Genomic DNA, 18046 nt, shown 5'->3' with positions numbered 1-18046 from the left:
CGAGCCCCTCGCGCCGCCTTGCTCTCCTCGCCAAAACGATCCTCTTGAATCCGATTATATACCTCGTGTACCAATGAGGTGGGGTACAAAGGCGCCAGCAAATGATACGCCCCATCATCCACAGGATCCTCATCCACCAACCAATATAATTGCTTCGCCAGGCCATCCGAAGAAGGTCGACCTTTACTCGATTGAACGAGGGAAATAAAGGCATCACGTAGCTGTCGAGCTTTGCCCGAATCCTCATCCAGCGCGTTCAGGGCGTCGCTGTCTTCGGCGAGTAGCGCATCCAGCAGGCTGCGGCCATCAATTTCCAGTTTGAGAAACTTGTAGACATCCAGTGCCCCCGCGTTGCCAGTAACATCAACGACGAAGGTACTATCCAAAATATGGCTACCAAGCTCGGACCGAGCTGATAGACTCTGAGGGGGAATATAGAGATTAGTACCGCGAGCAGATGGATGAATAGCCTTCAGTAAGTGGGTGACGGCCTGAATTTGGCTCACACGCCTAGCTGCGTCTTCAAGCCAAGCGGTAGGCTGATAGTCTGCAATTAGCTTGGCACGCTTGGGATCGTCATCAGCTAGCTTCTCTAATTTAGGAGTGAGGCGTTCCCTAATGAAATCGTGAATCACACGGCGAATCCGGATAGCTCGGGAAGAAGAGGGATTAAGGGGCATAGGGTAAAACAGGACAGGGAAATGAATGAAGAGTGATCCCTTATAACGTCAATTAAAATTTTAGTAAAAATTAATAGGTTGATTTTTTCATATCCAAAGCCACCTTTTCCCATACTGCCGAATAGGCAGCTTAGAAATATTAGTTATTGCTATTAAGCTACTTCTGCCGAATAGGCAGCTTTTCTTTTCACCTGACCAAAGGATCAGAACGGCAACATCGGTCACACAGCACTCGCTACCGGATAACAAGCAGACGCGGGATGAGAAACACTCGCAGGGCGGCCTCGGGTTTTAGCAGCCCCATCCTGTGAGTTTCTCTCCTCGAACAGAGAGGAAGCTCGATTTCCCCACCGCCTCTCCCACTTGAGGGGCTGAGGCGCGGTAGCTGGCGCAGCAGTACAGCACACGCGGGAACACAGCGGTGCGAGCGTGGCTGCGCCGACCTTAAAAAAAACGGACGGATCGCGCTGTCGTTTAGTGGTGATATGGGAAGAGCAGGAGGACGAGGCCAAGGAGGACGAAGATCGTTCCGAGGATGGCGGACTCGCGTTGCTCAAAGTAGCGCAGGCGCAGTTTTTCGAAGCCGATCAGGGTAAGCCAGGTGAAGAGGATCATCCCGGCGAGCGTAGCCACTGCCAGAATTGCGCTTAGCAGCACGAAGCCCAGCCAGCCAAAGGGCACCGCGGAGAGGTACACGGGCAAGAACACTTCGCAGGGCGAGAGCGTCAGCATCAGGAAAAGGCCACCAATCGCGGCCCAGTCGCCTTTGTCAGTCCCCAGGCGGCTTTCGCGGAGTTCCTGCTCCCAGTGGCTGGTCGCGGCCGTGGCGGTGTGGCCGCCGCCCTGCTCATCGTGATCGTGGCCGCAGTGCTCACTCTTTTCGTGGTGGCTGCCTGGCGCGGCGTGATGGCAGACCCCGCGGCCGCTCAATTGCCGCCAGATAAAATAGCCGCCGATCAAAATCATGACGCCGCCGATCAGTGGCCCAAACACGTGCTCCAGCTCGGCGTTAACGCGAAATCCGAACCACGCGATCAGGAGCCCGAGGAGAGTCGTCAGCATCACATGTCCCATTCCCGCGAGGAAAACGACCGAGAGCGTCTTGGCGGGGCGCCAGCCTCTGGCACGTGAAACGAGGACGAAGGGCAGCCAGTGTGTGGGAATCGCAGCGTGCAGAAAGGCGACTGTGAAGCCTGTGAGGGTGATCGTGGTGAGAAGTGAGTCCATTTGATAAAAAATGCCGCCCAAATCGGGGCGGCAGCAGAGGCCGCTACCCTAACAAACCCGTCAAGAGATCTTCACGCCCCCATTTACTTGGCGCACAGCTCGTTGGCTGTGCGTCCGTGGCTCTTGCCAATCCACGCTCACGCGGGGGGCGAGGCGCCCCCTGCCATTCACGCTCGCGCTGGGGGCTCGCATAGCATTCCGTGTCCGCTGCGCGCGGAGCGGCGGGCAGTGCCCGCTGCCATTTACCGAGCAAACCGCTCAGTTGAAATTGCCGATCTTCAGTCGGACAGGAAATCGAAAGGGTAACCCGTTTGAGCGATTTTTTTGGTTAACGGGTAAATCACCTCCCGACCCTCTGTTCGCCCCTTTTTACTGAGTACAGTAAATCGGTGCAGACAACCGCCTGCCGCCCGCCCGCTCACCAAGCATAGTAGCCGGTCTTACTCAGCAGCGCGCTCACATTGCCTTGAAGACGAGCGAGGCGTTTTGGCCGCCGAAGCCGAGGTTGTTGCTCAAGACGGCGCGCACGGGTTTCGCGCGCGCGGTGTGAGGCACGTAGTCGAGGTCGCAGTCGGGCAGGTCGGGCTCGTCGAGGTTTATGGTCGGCGCGATTGTGCCGGTCTCGATTGTTTTGATAGCGATAACCGACTCGATGCCGCCGGCGGCGCCCAGCAGGTGGCCGGTCATCGACTTGGTCGAACTCACGGCGAGGCGCGAGGCGTGTTCGCCGAAGAGTTTCTTGATGGCGAGGGTCTCAAACTTGTCGTTGTAGGGAGTCGAGGTGCCGTGCGCGTTGATGTAGTCGATGTCGCCCGGTGCGAGTCCGGCCTTCCCGATCGCGCGGCTCATCGCCAGCAGCAGCCCGCGGCCTTCGGGATCGGGTTGCGTGATGTGAAAGGCGTCGCAGCTCGCCGCGTAGCCCGCCAGTTCGCAGTAAATCCGCGCGCCGCGCGCCCGCGCGTGCTCCAACGATTCGAGGATGAGGATGCCCGCGCCCTCGCCCATCACGAAGCCGTCGCGCTGCCGGTCAAAGGGGCGGCTCGCCCGCGCGGGCTCGTCGTTGCGCTCGCTCATGGCCTTCATGGCGCAAAAGGTCGCGTAAGCGAAGGGCGTGATCGCGGCCTCGCTGCCTCCTGCGATCATCACGTCTGCATCGCCGCGCTGGATCGTGTGCATGGCCTCGCCAATCGCGTGGGCGCCGGTCGCGCAGGCCGAGACCAGGCCGAAGTTTGGCCCGCGCACGCCGTACTTTATCGCGACCATGCCCGAGCACATGTTGCCGATCAGCGAAGGGATGGTGAAGGGCGAGACCTTGCGCGGGCCGCGCTCGGCGAGCACGGCGAGTTGCGACTCGTAGGTGTACATGCCGCCGATCCCCGAGCCGATCATCACGCCGATGCGGTCGCCATCCTCGGCCTCCAGATCAAGCCCCGAGTCGGCGACTGCTTGGCTCGCGGCGACGTAGCCGAAGTGCGTGTAGCGGTCGCTGCGGCGCGCTTCCTTCGGGTCCATGTGCTGGTCGGCCTCCCAGTCCAGCACCTCCGCGCCCATCTGGCTGGCAAAGGGCGAGGGGTCGAAGCGCTGCACGCGCCGGATGCCCGACTCCCCGGCGACGAGTGCCTGCCAAAAGCTCGCTACGTCGTGACCGACCGCAGTCACCGCCCCAAGCCCCGTCACCACGACCCGCCGCTGCTCTGCTGATTGTGTAAGCATGTGTGAAAAAATAGCGCGCAGGATAATGGATCGGGCCGCCGTTTTACCAACGTAAATGTACGCAAAAAAAACGCCCGACCGCAGTTAAGCAGTGGGCGTTCCGGAAAAACGAAACCGGCGCGTGAAGCGTGGTGGAGCCTTGGGCCGGCCGCCCCAAAAACTCAGGCGCCTGCCTTTGCTTTGATGTAGTCGCAGACCTGGCCAACTGTCTGGAGTTTCTCGGCGTCGGCCTCGGGGATCTCACCTTTGATCTCTTCCTTGAATTCTTCTTCAAAGGCCATGATCAGCTCAACGGTGTCGAGCGAGTCTGCGCCGAGATCGTCGAGGAAGGATGCGGCGGGAGTGACTTGCTCTTCGTTTACATTGAGCTGCTTAACGATGATCTCCTTAACGCGTTGTTCGATGGTTTTTTGATCAGCCATAGGGGGGAAATTGGTATGAGATTGAGTGAAGGTCAGGAGGCTTCACATCGCCATGCCACCGTCAACGGCAAAAACCTGCCCGGTGATGTAGCCGGCTTCTTCGGAGGCGAGAAAGGCCACGGCGTGCGCAATGTCTGCGACTTCGCCGAAGCGTTTGAGCGGCACCTGGGCGAGGACTTTTTCGGCGATTTCGGGAGTGTTTACGAACTCGGTCGTCATGTCGGTTTTCACGAAGCCGGGGGCCACGACGTTGGCCGTCACGCCGCGCGAGGCGAACTCGCGGGCGAGCGTCTTGGTGAAGCCGATCATGCCGGCCTTCGCCGCCGAGTAGTTGGCCTGGCCCGCGTTGCCGAGGATGCCGCTCACGGAGGCGATGTTGACGATACGGCCCCAGCGCGCGCGCGTCATCGGCCGGCCGAGCTGCTTGCACCAGTGGAAGCAGCTCGTCAGGTTGGTGCGCAAGACGTCCTCCCAGTCTTCATCGCTCATCCGGAACAGCAGCCCGTCGCGCGTGATTCCGGCGTTGTTAACGAGGATGTCGATCGTCGGAAACTCCTCCAGAAGCGTCGCCGAGGCCGAGGCGACGGCCGCGCTGTCGGCCACATCAACGGCGAGAGCTTTGGCACGGCCGCCCGCCGCGACGATGGCCTCGGCAGTCGCCCCACAGGAGGCGGCAGACTTCGATACGCAGATGACGTTGACGCCCTTTGCAGCGAGCAGCTCGGCGATGGCGCGACCGATGCCGCGGCCCGCGCCGGTCACCACTGCGGTGCGATTGGTAAATGTGTAGCTCATATGAGTTGGGAAAAAGCAGAGGAGTTGGGGATTGGGAGGCCTCGGGATTTTGTCAAAGGCAGCCGCAGCGGTAGCGCGCGGGAGCGACCGCGCACTTGCGCGCGCCGCATCAGTAAACGTCGCGCTGGTAGCGCTTGTCCTTCTTCATCTGCTTCACGTAGGCGACCGCGCCTTCTTCGCCGAGGCCGCCCTGCGTGGCAATGATCTCGTGGAGCGCAGCGTCCACATCTTTGGCCATCCGCTTGGCATCGCCACACACGTAGAAATAGGCGCCTTTTTCCAGCCAAGCCCAGAGCTCCGCCGCGTTGGCGCGCATGCGATCCTGCACGTAGATCTTCTGCGCTTGATCGCGCGACCACGCGAGGTCGAGCCGTTGCACTTGCTGCTTGGCGACGTAGTCTTCCCACTCGTCTTGGTAGAGGTAGTCGAGGGCGGCGTGCTGCTCGCCAAAGAACACCCAGTTACGGCCAGTCGCGCCGAGCACGAGCCGGTCCTGGACAAAGGCGCGGAAGGGCGCGATCCCCGTCCCCGGCCCCACCATGATGCAGTCTGCCGCCAGATCGGCGGGCGGGCCAAAGTGCGAGTGCGAGACAAATACCGGCACGCGCTCGCCCTCCGGCACGCGATCCGCGAGGTAGCTCGTGCACACGCCGACGCGCTCGCGACCGTTCGTCTCGTAGCGGACGACCGCCACCGTCAGGTGCACCTCGCCCGGGTAGACACGCTGCGAGGACGCGATCGAGTACAGCCGCGGCACCAGCCGCCGCAGCATCGCGACAAATTCCTGCGGCTCGAATTTCGCACTCGGGTACTCCGCGAGGAAGTCCACAAAGGCGCGGTTGTAGAGGAAGTCCTCCAACTGCGGCTTCGCCTCGGGCGCGAGCAGCGCCTCCAGTTGCGCCTTTTGCGCAGGGTCGCTCACCTTGCCCGCAAAGATCTCCACCGTCTTCTTCGTCGGCCCGGCCAGCGCGCAGTCCCGCGTCAGTGCCTGGCGCAGCGGCACGGCAGCCGTCGCGCGCATCGGCGTGACCGGCTCCTCGCCCGTCGCGCCCAGCCGCTCGATGATCTCATCGACTTCGCAGTCGCGGTTCAGCCCGTAGATCCCGAGCGAGTCGCCCGGCTTATACGTCAGCCCGCTGTCGCCCAGATCCACGACCATGTGTCGCGTCTCCTTGCCCGATCCCGGGCGGCTCAGCATCCGGTTCTCCACCAAGCGGGCGAGAAACGGATTATCCCTGTTGTAGGCGGCGGGAGCGGCAGCAGGCGAAACCTCGGACATAATTGGGCGGCGATGAAGGGTAGCGCGCTTTCTACGCGCAAGCCTTTGTTGCGCGGAGCTTGCGCGGCGCAGCGATTTGCCGCCAACTGCACGTTATCTCTTTTTCCTGCCGCCAGCACGCTGCCGCCCTTCCGCCTCCCGCGCCCCGATGACACACCACACGCCCGTTCGCATTCAAAAACACCTCGCCGACATCGGCCTTTGCTCGCGGCGCGCGGCCGAAGAACTCATCCGCCAGGGCGAGGTCTGGGTAAACGCGGCCCGCGCCGAGCTCGGCCAGAAAATCGTCCCCGACACCGACAAGGTCACCGTGCGCGGCAAGCCCGTCCGCGCCACCGCGCCGCAGCCACGCCTCACCCTCGCCGTGCACAAACCCCGCGGCCTGGTGTGCTCCAACGACGATCCGCACAACCCCGCCACCATCTTCGACCTGCTCCCGCGCGAGCTCGCCCGCCACCGCTTCTTTTGCGCGGGACGGCTCGATAAAGACAGCGAAGGCCTCGTCATCCTCACGACCGATGGCGACCTCGCCAACCGCCTCATGCACCCGTCAAACACCGTGGTGAAGCGCTACCACGTCACGCTCAAGCAGCCCTACCCCGCCGACCGCCTCGGCCAGCTCCTGCGCGGCGTCACCATCGAGGGCGAGAAACTCCGCGTCGAATACGCCGCCCTCCTCCACCCCAGCCCCACGCAGCAAAACTCGACCGAGCTCGACGTCCACCTCCACCACGGCAAGAAGCGCGAGATCCGCCAGCTCTTCCTCGCGCTGCGCTACGACGTGAAACGCCTGCGCCGCTACCAAGTCGGCGCCTTCCCGCTAAAGGGGATTCCGCTGCGCGCAGGGAAAATCCTCAGCCCGAGGGAGATCAACCTCCTCTTCGAAACGCCCGCCCCGAGCGAGCCGCCCGCACGCCCAGGCCGGTTGAGGAGTACCCGCGTGGCCGCACTGCCCCGAACCACGACTTCGCGCACAGCCTCGCGCGTAGCAGCGCACACAACGCGAACCGCATCTCACACTCGGCGCACACCCGCGCGCGCGGCGGGACGCGCCACAACACGCGCCCTCCACGCCTCCTCCGAAACTTCGCGGCCCAGCCGGGCAAAACACGGCACCGGCACGCGCTCGGCGCGGTCTTCTTCCAGACGCTAACCTTCGCGACACGCTCTTTCTCCCATGAAACCCGCACTCACACGCTTCCTCGCGCTCGCGCTTGCTCTCGGCCTCGCCAGCGCAGCCACCGCCGCCTCTACTCCCGCCCACGTCGCGCCCGACAGCGCGGCCCCCGTCCTGCGCATGCTGCCCGAGGGCACCGAGCCACAGCCTGCGCCCCCCGAAGTCGCCAACGCTACGCCCGACGACTGGCGCGCGATCTCCATCGAAGGCCCCTTCGTGCTCTACGTGCGCAACGGCGACCTCGATAAGGCCCTCCAAATCAAACCCGGCTCGGCACTCTACCAAAAACCCGACCTGTCCTCGCCCGTGCTCGCCGCAGCCGAAGAGGGTGACCTCGTTACGATCACCGGCCTGCAAGGCCGCTGGACGCAGATCGAACTCAATAAAACCCTGGTCGCTTACATAAGCGCCAAAGGCGCCACCGCCCGCCGTTCCCCCACCGCTCAGACGACTCCGGACGCGGCAAAAATCACCGAGCCCGCCGAATCCGTGAAGCCCACATCGAAAACGGTCGCAGAATCGGAACCGGAGCCCGCTTCCGAAGTCGGAACCTCCTTCGAAACTGCAAAAGCCCAACCCGCCGCCACGCTCACGCCAGCACTCCCGCTCGGCGAAGCCGAGCCGCCAGCTCCCGTGGCCGATGTAGCCGCCAATGCGGTGGGCCCAAACCCCGCGACCACCGAGCCCGCAGTCAGCGCAACCCTTGATCCAGAGCCAAGCCCCGCTCCAAGCACCGACAAGGCACCCGCCCCGAGCGCCCAAGCACGCAGCTCCGTCGCGCCACAGGCGACTCCGTCCGCAGAAACGCGTTACCGCGCGCCCATGGAAATCAGGGGCCGGCTCGTCTCCGCGCAGCGTCGCTTCGGGCCGCGCCGCCCCTATGACTGGCAGCTCGAAGCCAAGGGCCAGCGCATCGCCTACCTCGACTTTTCCCACATGCGCGGCACCGACCAGCTCGACCGCTACGCCAGGCGCGAAGTCGTCATCATCGGCCTCCTCGACCCGCTGCCCGATGGCAAAAACTACGTGATGCGCGTCGAAAGCCTGCGCCTTCAATAAAGCGTGGCGGCGCGCACGCCGCACGTGCTCGCACCACCGGACACCACCACTCGCCGCACGCGCCCTCACGCCCTCCCCTGCCGCTACGCTTCACTTTTTCCCGCATCAACTTCGCATCAATGGAACTCATCAACGGAAACGAAATCGCCACCACCATAATCGCCGAACTCAAGGCCGAGGTCAGCGCCCTGCCCGCGCGCAAGCCCTGCCTCGCACTCGTCCGCGTGGGCGACGATCCCGCCTCCGTCTCCTACGTGCGCAAAAAAGAAAAAACCGCTGCCGAGATCGGCATCGACAGCCGCGTCATCCTGCCTCCCGTCACGATCTCGCAGGCCGAGCTCGAAGCCCTCATCGACCAGCTCAATGCCGATGAAGGCGTGGACGGCATCCTCGTCCAGTCGCCGCTCCCCGCCCCGCTCGACGAGTTGCAAATCTTTCGCCGCATCGCGCCCGAGAAAGATGTCGATGGCCTCGGCACCGTAAACCTCGGCAAGATCGCCCAAGACGACGACACCGGCTTCGTCTCCTGCACGCCCGCAGGCATCATGGCGCTGCTCGCCCGCAGCGGCGTCGATTTAAAGGGCAAGCACGTCGTCATCGTCGGCCGCAGCCTGCTCGTCGGGAAACCCGTCGCGCTGCTCGCCTTGCAAAAAAAAGCAGGCGCCAACGGCACCGTGACCATCTGCCACTCGGCAACCGCAAACTTGCCCGAGCTCACCCGCCAGGCCGATGTCCTCATCGCCGCGATTGGCCGCGCCGAGTTCATCACGCGCGACATGGTCAAGCCCGGCGCAGTCGTCATCGACGTCGGCATTAACCGCGTCGAAGACCCGAGCCGCAAAGCCGGCTACCGGCTCACTGGCGACGTCGCCTTCGGCCCCGTCTCCGAGCTCGCGTCAAAAATCACGCCCGTCCCCGGCGGCGTCGGCCCGATGACCGTCGCCATGCTCATGAGCAACACACTCAAAGCCTACCACCAGCGCACCCACGCTTAGGCCAAGTACTCAATTACGAGCGGCTCCACTGCGCGTGGGGCGGTGGCGAGTCGCCACTTCCATTCAATTTGCGATTTTGCCCGTGCGCTTTGCGCCCGAACAAAATCGTAAATTTACATGAACTCCCTCCTGTCGCTTCGCGACAGGAGAAGGAGCCTGAAACGCGAATGAGGCGAAAACCCATTAGGGCGAGGTGAAACAATTTACGGGTAAATCGCATTACCGACCGCAGGTCGGGTATTCCTTACTGTGCGGTTCGTGCATTGCGCATTTTGCGCAATGCACGAACCACACAGTTAATGGGAGCGGGCACTGCCCGCCGCCCCACGCGCAGTGGAGTCGCCCATTCTCCTTCCATCGATTGGGCACAGGCCCTAGCTAGAAAGTCATGAGCCCAAAAATCGCCTTTCTCGGGGCGGGAAACATGGCCGCTGCGATGGTCGCTGGCCTCCTCAAAAACGGCCACCCGCCCGCCGAAATCGCCTGCTACACCGCCAGTGGGCAAAGCGCCCAGCGCCTCGCTGCCAGCACAGGCATCGCCCAAGCCCACTCGATCCCCGCCTTGCTCGATGGCGCCGAGCTCCTCGTCATTGCCTTTAAGCCACAGCACCTCGCTACGCGCGATCCTGCGCTCGTCGAAGCCACAGCGGGCAAGCTCATCGTCTCCGTGATGGTCGGCAAAACGCTGGCCCAGCTCCGGGCCGCCTTCCCTGCGGCGCGCGCCTGGGTGCGCGCCATGCCCAACACCCCCGGACGCATCGGCGCAGGCGTCACCGCGTGGGCCGCGCTCGCCCCGCTCGACGCCGCCGACCGCGCCCACATCGAGGCGCTCCTCGCGCCGCTGGGCCGCGTGCTCGAAGTCGCCGAGCCGCAGATCAACGACATCGCCGCCGTCAGTGGCAGCGGCCCCGCCTTCTTCTTCGAGTTCGCCGCCGCGCTCAGCGAAGCCGCACAAGCCGCAGGCTTCCCCGAAAAACTCGCTCAAGAACTCGTCGTCGAAACGCTCCTCGGCTCCGCCAAGCTCCTCGCCCAAAGCGGCGAGCCGCCCGAGGCCCTGCGCAACCAGGTCACCTCGCCCAACGGCACCACCCTGGCCGGCCTTCACCAGATGGAGGCCGGCGGCCTGCGCCAGATCATCCGCCAGACCGTGCTTGCTGCACAGGCCCGCGGACTGGAGATTGCGCGCGACACATGACCACGCCGCCCCCCTCAACCGACACCTCCACTCCCACCGCTGACGACGCCGCAAATGCCGCCCTCGAAGCCTATTACGACCGGCTCCAGCAAACCGGTATACTCGTGACCGGCGGCGCGGGCTTCATCGGCAGCGCGCTCGTCTGGGCGCTAAACCGGCGCGGCATCACCAACATCGTTGTGAGCGACGTCCTCGGCAGCGACGAGAAGTGGCGCAACCTCGTCCCCCTGCGCTTCAAAGAATACATCGAAGCCCCCAAGCTGCGCGAGCTGGTCAATCGTCGTCCCAGCACAATCTCCGGCCTCAACACCGTATTTCACCTCGGTGCCTGCTCCTCCACCACCGAACGCGACGCCAGCTACCTGGCCGACAACAACTATGCCTACACAAGTGAGCTCGCCCAGTGGGCGATCAACTACGGCTACCGCTTCATCTACGCCTCCTCGGCCGCCACCTACGGCGACGGATCCCGTGGCATGTACGACGCTGAGGAAGACATCGACCGACTGCGCCCGCTCAACATGTACGGCTACTCGAAGCACCTTTTCGACCAGGAAGCACTGGCCAAAGGCTGGCTACTCGAACGGATCGTCGGCCTGAAGTACTTCAACGTCTTCGGCCCCAACGAAGATCACAAAGGCGACATGCGCTCGCTCGTGAACAAAGCCTACCACCAAATCCAGGACACGGGCCGCGTAAGCCTCTTCAAAAGCTACCACCCCGACTACAAGGACGGCGAACAGAAGCGCGACTTCCTCTACGTGAAAGACGCCGCCGAGATGACCCTGCACTTTGCCACAACGGGGAGCCGGTACGTCGGCCTGTACAACCTCGGCTCCGGCGAGGCCAACACCTGGCTCACGCTCACCCGAGCGATATTCGACGCACTCGGCCGCGAGCCACAGGTCGACTTCATCGACATGCCCGAGGCCCTGCGCGGGAAGTACCAATACTTCACCCAGGCCGACATCCGGAAACTGCGCAACAGCCGCTACCCCCGCCCCGTCACCCCGCTGGCCGACGCCGTCCGCGACTACGTCCAAAACTACCTCGTCCCGCAAAAATCCCTCGGCTACTAATTTAGCCGAAGGGTCGGTAAAAGAGTGACGGGCTGAGCTGGGCGGGCTGTCTTGCTCCGGCCTTTTCCCGATTTCCCTACTCTCTCCTACTCCCCCTTCCACTTCCTATGAGCACCACTGAACAAGCCATCATCAAGACCAGCTACGGCGACATGACCCTGAACTTCTGGGCCGATGTCGCACCCAAAACGGTCGAGAACTTCAAGAAACTCGCCCGCGAGGGTTTCTACAACGGCACTGCATTTCACCGGATCATCAAGGGCTTCATGATCCAGGGCGGCTGCCCCAACACCAAGGCGGGCCAGAGCGGCATGCCCGGCACCGGCGGGCCCGGCTACCAGATCGCCGCCGAGTTTAACACGCGGCCCCACGTGCGCGGCGTCATCTCGATGGCTCGCAGCGCGCATCCCGACTCCGCCGGCTCGCAGTTTTTCATTGTCCACGGCGACGCGCGATTTCTGGACAACCAATACACCGCCTTTGGCGAGCTCGTCGCGGGAGACGAAGTCCTGGAGCAGATCGCGACCGTCCCCACCCAGCACGGCGGCGGCGGCGAGAAAAGCACACCGATCGACCGCGTAGAAGTCACCTCAATCGAGATCGTCCCCGCCGCCGCGTAAAGAAGAACCAGCGACGGCGAGGCAACGACTCGCCGCCCAAAAAAAAGAGTCGAAGACTCCACTGCGCGTGGGGCGGTGGCGGGTCGCCACTTCCATTGAATTTGCGATTTTGCCCGTGCGCTTTGCGCCCGGACAAAATCGCAAATTTAAGGGATCCTCCCCCTGTCGCATTGCGACAGGTACCGGAGCCCAAAACGCGAGTAGGGCAGAAACCCATTGGGGCGAATCGAAAAAATTCACGGGTTAATCTCCTTTTCGCCCACCCGACCGGAGGTCGGGCAATTTCCTACATTGCGGCTTGTTCGGCGGACGGAACGTCCGCCAGCAAGCCGCAATGTAAATGGAAGTGGTCACTGACCACCGCACCACGCGCAGTGGGAGCCTACCTCTTTTCTCCCATGAGCAAACGAATCAGTCTGGATGTCGCCTGCAGTGAGAACCGCGTCATCGCCCGCGACGGGCTCACGCCCTGGCGCATCCCCGAAGACCTGGCGCACTTTCACCGGATCACTGCGGGGCAAACCGTCGTACTCGGGCGCGTCACCTACGAAGTGTGGCCGCGCGTGGCACTGGATGGACGGCAGCCCATCGTCATCACCCGTGATCGCAGCCTCGAAAAGTCAGGGATACGTTTAGCTGCCAACGTCGCCGAAGCGCTTGCAATCGCCCAAAGTCTCCCGGGGGAAATTCACGTCTGCGGAGGGCAACAAATCTATGAGGAGCTGATCGACACCGCCGACCGGATCTACCTCACGCTCGTGCATGCCGAGGTCCCCGGCGACCGCTTCTTCCCCGAGTGGCGCCACCTCAAGTGGCACGAAAGCGAGCGACGCGAATCCCACGACGCCAACTACCGCTACACCTTCTCCACCCTGGATCGCATGCGCTAGCAGACTTCCGAACTCATCGGGCGTTGTTACGTGTTGCGGTCGGCGAGCACTTCTTTCAGGGCGTTCGTGCCGTTGATGGCTGCGGGGAAGCCTGCGTATATAGTCATCAGCAGCATCACTTCTTTTATTTCTTCTGCCGAGACGCCAATATTCAGCCCTGCGTTGATATGAAACTTCAGTTGAGGCTGTGCGGTGCCCAAAGCAGTCAGGGCGGCGATGGTCGCTATCTGGCGATGTTTTTTGCTCAGATTATCCCGTGAGAAAATATCACCATAGCCATATTCCAGTGTAAACCGGACCAGCTCGGGCGAGAGGTCATCATAAGCTTCCCTCAACCGCTCAATCATTGATCCATCCAATTGGGAAAGCTCCTGCTCGCCCAACTCCAACCGATTGGCTGGCACCGGACTTGGCGGTTTCCCCTTATCGTCCCTGATTCCATGCTTTTCCCGCTCGGCCAGCACTTCCTTCAATGCGTTCATTGCATTTATGCTGCTCGGGAACCCGGAATATGCGGACATTTGCAGGATCACTTCTTTCACTTCGCTGATGGAGCTCCCCGTATTCAGGGCGCCATTGATGTGTACGCCCAACTGCGGCCTGGCATTACCCATGGCGGTCAGCGCGGCCACTACAGCGAGCTCCTTTGATTTCAAGTCCAAGCCCTCCCTCGAATAGATATCGCCAAAAGAATACTCGATTATGAATCGCCCCAAATCCGGCGAAATATCTTTCAAGCTGTTGATGACTTTTTCTCCCGCCTCGCCATCTATCTCTTTGAGCTTTTCCCAGCCCAATTGGTATCGTTCTGATTGTTTCATACGCCTGCCTTCTTTCTCATTTTGGGCGAGACCGTTTTGAAGCACTCCGGACAGGAGCATCATAAAAATCAAAAGTCTGCGCGTGGGGTTTCTCATCCAGTTAATGAGAATAAGGCTCAAAAATAAAAAAGCAAGTGCACAGGCCCATCAAGGTACCTGCACTCCGGCTCCAGTGCGCGCGGCCCTGCGCCGCCCCAAGTAAATTGTGGGGCCCCGCTCCTGCTGCCCCTGCTGCCTTAGCGGCTGCGACCGCGCAGGCGGCGGAGCCCTTCGCTTATCGCATCGAGCGGATTTTTTGGCAGCGCGGGCGCGGCAGCCTCTTCTTGAGTGGCTCCGTCGCCGCCCGCGTTTGGCGCAGCGGGGTTTTCAGAGCTGCTGGAGCCGCCACCGCGCAGCGAGTCCAGGAGCCCGCCGCCGAGTGCCTCGCTCAGGTTGTCCTGTAGTCCGCGCAAGAAGCCGGCTGTCGAGCTGCGCGCGCCTATCTTCAGCCCCTCGAAGCGCAGCTTGCCGTCGCCGATTTTGAGTGTGGCGCCGACCTGACGCAGCTCGAGTTGGCCGAGATAGCTTACGCTGTCCAGGTCCACGCCGACCTCGCCGCTCCAGTTATCCATAAATGGGGTGGTCGGCGTCTCGTCCGAGTCGGAGTTGGAGGCCAGCGCGATGAGGAACTGAAAGTCGTCGAGGTAGAGTTTTTCGCCGTGGATTTTTGCCGCGATCTCGCCGCCCGCCGAGTCCGCGGGAGCCGTGCCCGAGGCGCCGCTCGCCAAGCCTCCCGTTGTACTTGGCCGCACCCGCGCCGTGCCCTCCAGTTTCAGGTCAGAGACGCGCTGCTGCCGCGTCGCGCTGCGCACGGTCAATGGCAGTGCAAACGTGATCGTGCCCGCCTCGTCGCGTTGCGCGTTTAGCTGCGCTTCGAGGCTCGGCAGTGCGATCCCGCGCGCGTGGAGCTCGCCCAGCTCAATGAGCGCGGAGAGCGACTGCGCCTCGTCTGCCACCGCAGCGGTGAAGTCCAGCCCCAGGTTGCCCGTCTCGAGCGGCAGCTTCCCGTGAAAAATCGGCTGCGTGTGCAGCCCACCAACATCGGCCCGCACGGTGCCAGTAGCCGAAACCGAGGGCTGCGCAGCGTTGAGCCCTTCCGCGCTGGCCTCGAGTTGCACTGACAGGAGCTGTGTCAACGCATCGCGCAGGGTGAGGCCACCCACGTGCAAACTGGCGCGCGACGTCTGAAAGTCGTGCTCAAGTTCCAGCTCCGTCTCCAGGCTCAAGTTTTCGAGCGCGGGCCCGCTCTCCAGTGTCAGCGCCAAGTTTTCCACGCGCAGCGGCGCCAGCGTCTTCACACGCACGCGCGACTCGCTCGGCAGGCTCGCCTCAAAACGCCCGCGCAAGACCGACGCGCCAAACTGCACTCCATCGGTAAATGGCTCCAGCAGGGCGAGCGGCAGCCCGGGGATTTCGACGCGAGCCAGCGCGGCCTGCGGATCATTTGCCACAAACCGGAGCGCCGCCGGGGCGTCGCCGTCATCGCCCTGCGCCGCCGCCGTGGCGCGATTCAGCGCAAAGGGTTGGGCCGCCTCGACAAGAAGCAGAGGCTCTGCATCGCCCGGCACGGCAACCTTGAGCCGCAGAGACTCCACGTGCTCTTGCGTCGCCCCATCGGCTGCGCCCAGCGCACTCACAGTCCCGCCAAACTCGGCGTCCACGCTCAATGCATCGAGTGCCGCAGGCACAGACGGCACGAGCGCAGCCAGCCCTTCCAGACTAGCCTGGAGCCGGCCTGCCGCAGTCAGCGTCGCGAAGACAGCGTCCAGGTCGAAGCTTCCCTGCCCTTGCAGCTCAAAGGCAGCGGGCAGCGGTACGGCCCCCAATGGCCCGTCCTCAAAAAGCCCGCGCGGCAGATCGGCCTCGCTCAATGCAAGCTCCCAGCGGCTCACCAATCCCCCCGCATCGCCCGCCTTGGCCGCGCTGTAGTGGCCCTGCACCTGCGCCCAGCGTTTTTCGGAAAAACTCAGCGACACTTCGTAGTCCTCGCCGCCCGCCGCACGACGGGCCGATGCCGTCACGCCCAGCCGCAAGGGCCCGGAAATTGGCCCGCCGCCACCCTCCCCGCTCAGCTCAAGCGCCAGCGAGGAGAAGTGCCGGGCAGACTCCATCGTCGCCGTCAAATCGGCAGCAAGCGTCGCGTAATAAGCTCCCCCCGATGGCGGGGCGACGCTGCCAGGCTCATCCCCAAACTGTATCTGCGCTCGCAGCGCGAAACGGCCCTCGCGGCCCTCGCCGAAGCCGCCGCCCTTGAGCCCAAGCGCGAGCTCCGCCTCGGGCAACTCTTCGTAAAGGGATTTTGGGAAGAGCACCCGCCCTTCCAGATCCACACCATCCAGCGAGAGGTCTACAGGCAGCTCGATTTGAGAGAGCACGCCTTCGAACACTGAGCGCAGCGCGGGCTCCGCGTCCGCATTGGCAGTCTGCGCGTAAGCGGTGGGCAAAAGAGAAAACGGGCGCGGCAGCGAGCTGCGCAACCCGGCTGGCGACTCGCGCTTCACCATCAGCCACTGGCGCAGCTCCTCGCGCTCCAGGCCGCGCAAATCCAGCGTCCACCCATGCGCCACAAGTCCCGTGATCGTGACTTTCCCGGCCCGCAGCTCGGTCAGTTTTTCCGCAGCTAAATCCAGTTCAGGAAGATCCAAAACCGCACCTTCGTGCACAACTCGCAAACCGCGGAGTCGCAGGCCGCCCAAGCCCACTTTCACCTGCTGAAACTCAACTTTCGTTTCACCCAGATCGACGTAGGCCAGTGCCCGCCGGATCGCCCAGCCCTGCCCGGACTCGGTAAACACAAGCCCCGCAACGCCGAGCAGCAAGGCCACCAGAACAACCAAGACCGTGAGCAGAAAAGTCCTCATAGGCGGGCGCGATGCCAGCGGCCTTTCCCCCCTCGGTCAAGGTGCCGAGGCCCCTATTTATTTGGCGGGCGGCCCGCAAAAAAGAAGATCCGACGGCTCCCACTACGCGTGGGGCGGCAGGCGGTGCCTGCACCCATTTACTGTGCCGCTTGTGGGCCGTGCGTTCCGCACAACCCGCAAGCCGCACAGTAAGGAATACCCGACCTCCGGTCGGGCAGGGAATTTATCCCGTCAACTTTTTCGCCGCGCCCAAATGGGTATGCGCTTCATTCGCTCTTCAAGCTCCTTTCCCTGTCGTGAAACGACAGGGGGAGGTCCTTTAAATTTGCGATTTTGCTTGGGCGCGAAGCGCACGGGCAAAATCGCAAATTGAATGGCACGTGGCGCCACGCCACCGCCCCCCGCGGGGTCAGAGACCCGTTTATTATGCGGCGCACTCGTTGGTGCGCCGTCGGCCCAACACGGGGCGGGCGGCTCGTTAGTGCAGGGTGCCGTCGATGTGGGTTTCGTCGGCGAGGACTGCTTTCGCGAATTCGGGGGCGTGGGGGGCGAGCGTGGAGAGGAGCTCCTCGGTTGCCACTTCGTGGGCGCGCAGGATGCGCAGGACGCATTCGGGGAAGAGCAGGTACAGCTCCAGCAGGTAATCGTCGGGGTGCAGCACGCGGCCCGCCCACGGGGCGAGCCGCTCGGCCCGAAAATTGCGCAGGCTGTGGGTCACGATCTTGTCGGCCCGCGCCGCCAGCGCACAGGCCAGCACGTGGCCGCCGGGCTCCCCGTTCCGGCACAGCGGCAGGTACCGCTCGTAGCCGCTCACCCGATTGGTCGGGTATTGATCCGACAGGCTCGCCCGAAAGCTCATCGCCCGCCGCGGCTCCCAGTCTAGGCTCCCCGTCTGGATCCGATAGGTCTCCTTCAAAATCCGCTTCGTCCACAGCGGCTTGAACGGCACCTCCACCGCCCGCGCCAACCGCAACAACAACGGCGCCAGCACCCCATCTGCCAATACACACGAATCCCACACATCCCGCGACATGGGGGGACAGTGTCCCCTGCCATTCACGCTCACGCGACACGATGCAGCGCGCATATCACTCTTCCCCGCTGCGCGGGGGCCAGTTTGTGGACTATCCATCGTCCTGTAGCTCATTACTGAACAGACCGCACTACGCGTGGGGCGGTGGCGGGGCGCCACGG

At 63.1% G+C, this 18046-nt stretch carries 16 protein-coding genes; 7 read left to right on the top strand and 9 right to left on the bottom strand.

Features of this window, described 5'->3' with window-relative positions; genetic code table 11:
* The 6 genes from csy1 to AXK11_RS02910 form a co-directional block, all read right to left on the bottom strand.
* The coding region (gene csy1, locus AXK11_RS02935; protein ID WP_082780805.1) for a type I-F CRISPR-associated protein Csy1 at positions 1–680 on the bottom strand (680 nt) is incomplete at its 3' end.
* A gap of 474 nt (positions 681–1154) precedes the next feature.
* Positions 1155–1907, bottom strand: coding sequence for a hypothetical protein (locus AXK11_RS02930; RefSeq protein ID WP_068629172.1), 753 nt, complete (start codon positions 1905–1907; stop codon positions 1155–1157).
* 456 nt (positions 1908–2363) lie between these two features.
* A complete protein-coding gene (gene fabF / locus AXK11_RS02925; RefSeq protein ID WP_068629170.1) occupies positions 2364–3620 on the bottom strand; it encodes a beta-ketoacyl-ACP synthase II in 1257 nt (418 codons plus the stop codon).
* 161 nt (positions 3621–3781) lie between these two features.
* Complete coding sequence (gene acpP / locus AXK11_RS02920) at positions 3782–4042, bottom strand: acyl carrier protein (RefSeq protein WP_068629168.1); 261 nt, start codon at positions 4040–4042, stop codon at positions 3782–3784.
* A gap of 42 nt (positions 4043–4084) precedes the next feature.
* Positions 4085–4837, bottom strand: a complete 753-nt coding sequence (fabG, locus tag AXK11_RS02915; RefSeq protein ID WP_068629166.1) for a 3-oxoacyl-[acyl-carrier-protein] reductase — start codon at positions 4835–4837, stop codon at positions 4085–4087.
* Between the two features lie 109 nt (positions 4838–4946).
* Positions 4947–6116, bottom strand: coding sequence for a sulfite reductase subunit alpha (locus tag AXK11_RS02910; protein WP_068629164.1), 1170 nt, complete (start codon positions 6114–6116; stop codon positions 4947–4949).
* 148 nt (positions 6117–6264) lie between these two features.
* Between AXK11_RS02910 and AXK11_RS02905 the strand changes: the two genes are divergently transcribed.
* From AXK11_RS02905 to AXK11_RS02875, 7 genes are all read left to right on the top strand, one after another.
* A complete protein-coding gene (locus tag AXK11_RS02905; protein WP_082780804.1) occupies positions 6265–7269 on the top strand; it encodes a pseudouridine synthase in 1005 nt (334 codons plus the stop codon).
* Positions 7270–7293: 24 nt separating this feature from the next.
* On the top strand, positions 7294–8352 hold the full coding sequence (locus AXK11_RS02900; RefSeq protein ID WP_068629162.1) for an SH3 domain-containing protein: 1059 nt from the start codon (positions 7294–7296) through the stop codon (positions 8350–8352).
* Between the two features lie 119 nt (positions 8353–8471).
* Positions 8472–9347 carry a bifunctional methylenetetrahydrofolate dehydrogenase/methenyltetrahydrofolate cyclohydrolase FolD gene (gene folD / locus AXK11_RS02895; protein ID WP_068629160.1) on the top strand — a complete coding sequence of 292 codons (876 nt, stop codon included), beginning with the start codon at positions 8472–8474 and terminating at the stop codon, positions 9345–9347.
* Positions 9348–9735: 388 nt separating this feature from the next.
* Positions 9736–10542 (top strand): pyrroline-5-carboxylate reductase, encoded by an 807-nt coding sequence (gene proC, locus AXK11_RS02890; RefSeq protein ID WP_068629158.1) that lies wholly within the window; start codon positions 9736–9738, stop codon positions 10540–10542.
* The gene (rfaD, locus tag AXK11_RS02885) at positions 10539–11621 is read left to right on the top strand and encodes an ADP-glyceromanno-heptose 6-epimerase (protein WP_082780803.1); all 1083 of its coding nucleotides are present in this window, start codon (positions 10539–10541) and stop codon (positions 11619–11621) included. Before proC ends, rfaD begins: the two co-directional genes overlap by 4 nt.
* Before the next feature lie 107 nt (positions 11622–11728).
* Positions 11729–12241, top strand: coding sequence for a peptidylprolyl isomerase (locus tag AXK11_RS02880; RefSeq protein WP_068629156.1), 513 nt, complete (start codon positions 11729–11731; stop codon positions 12239–12241).
* Positions 12242–12639: 398 nt separating this feature from the next.
* On the top strand, positions 12640–13131 hold the full coding sequence (locus AXK11_RS02875) for a dihydrofolate reductase (protein ID WP_068629155.1): 492 nt from the start codon (positions 12640–12642) through the stop codon (positions 13129–13131).
* 26 nt (positions 13132–13157) lie between these two features.
* Here the strand turns inward: AXK11_RS02875 and AXK11_RS02870 are convergent, their stop codons facing one another.
* The 3 genes from AXK11_RS02870 to AXK11_RS02860 form a co-directional block, all read right to left on the bottom strand.
* A complete protein-coding gene (locus AXK11_RS02870) occupies positions 13158–13952 on the bottom strand; it encodes a carboxymuconolactone decarboxylase family protein (protein ID WP_068629176.1) in 795 nt (264 codons plus the stop codon).
* Between the two features lie 236 nt (positions 13953–14188).
* Positions 14189–16852 (bottom strand): hypothetical protein, encoded by a 2664-nt coding sequence (locus AXK11_RS02865; protein WP_068629152.1) that lies wholly within the window; start codon positions 16850–16852, stop codon positions 14189–14191.
* Positions 16853–17330: 478 nt separating this feature from the next.
* Positions 17331–17885 (bottom strand): hypothetical protein, encoded by a 555-nt coding sequence (locus AXK11_RS02860; protein WP_156469169.1) that lies wholly within the window; start codon positions 17883–17885, stop codon positions 17331–17333.
* Positions 17886–18046: the final 161 nt, after the last annotated feature.

This window comes from Cephaloticoccus primus (assembly GCF_001580015.1).
Classification (GTDB): domain Bacteria; phylum Verrucomicrobiota; class Verrucomicrobiia; order Opitutales; family Opitutaceae; genus Cephaloticoccus; species Cephaloticoccus primus.
Note: the sequence above shows the minus strand (reverse complement) of the source record. Positions and strands in the feature narration are given on the sequence as shown.

Bases quoted from the DNA above. Each gene is read 5' to 3' on its own strand.
- AXK11_RS02930 (WP_068629172.1), bottom strand. From the start codon at position 1,907: ATGGACTCACTTCTCACCACGATCACCCTCACAGGCTTCACAGTCGCC.
- fabF (WP_068629170.1), bottom strand. From the start codon at position 3,620: ATGCTTACACAATCAGCAGAGCAGCGGCGGGTCGTGGTGACGGGGCTT.
- acpP (WP_068629168.1), bottom strand. From the start codon at position 4,042: ATGGCTGATCAAAAAACCATCGAACAACGCGTTAAGGAGATCATCGTT.
- fabG (WP_068629166.1), bottom strand. From the start codon at position 4,837: ATGAGCTACACATTTACCAATCGCACCGCAGTGGTGACCGGCGCGGGC.
- AXK11_RS02910 (WP_068629164.1), bottom strand. From the start codon at position 6,116: ATGTCCGAGGTTTCGCCTGCTGCCGCTCCCGCCGCCTACAACAGGGAT.
- AXK11_RS02905 (WP_082780804.1), top strand. From the start codon at position 6,265: ATGACACACCACACGCCCGTTCGCATTCAAAAACACCTCGCCGACATC.
- AXK11_RS02900 (WP_068629162.1), top strand. From the start codon at position 7,294: ATGAAACCCGCACTCACACGCTTCCTCGCGCTCGCGCTTGCTCTCGGC.
- folD (WP_068629160.1), top strand. From the start codon at position 8,472: ATGGAACTCATCAACGGAAACGAAATCGCCACCACCATAATCGCCGAA.
- proC (WP_068629158.1), top strand. From the start codon at position 9,736: ATGAGCCCAAAAATCGCCTTTCTCGGGGCGGGAAACATGGCCGCTGCG.
- rfaD (WP_082780803.1), top strand. From the start codon at position 10,539: ATGACCACGCCGCCCCCCTCAACCGACACCTCCACTCCCACCGCTGAC.
- AXK11_RS02880 (WP_068629156.1), top strand. From the start codon at position 11,729: ATGAGCACCACTGAACAAGCCATCATCAAGACCAGCTACGGCGACATG.
- AXK11_RS02875 (WP_068629155.1), top strand. From the start codon at position 12,640: ATGAGCAAACGAATCAGTCTGGATGTCGCCTGCAGTGAGAACCGCGTC.
- AXK11_RS02870 (WP_068629176.1), bottom strand. From the start codon at position 13,952: ATGAAACAATCAGAACGATACCAATTGGGCTGGGAAAAGCTCAAAGAG.
- AXK11_RS02865 (WP_068629152.1), bottom strand. From the start codon at position 16,852: ATGAGGACTTTTCTGCTCACGGTCTTGGTTGTTCTGGTGGCCTTGCTG.
- AXK11_RS02860 (WP_156469169.1), bottom strand. From the start codon at position 17,885: ATGTCGCGGGATGTGTGGGATTCGTGTGTATTGGCAGATGGGGTGCTG.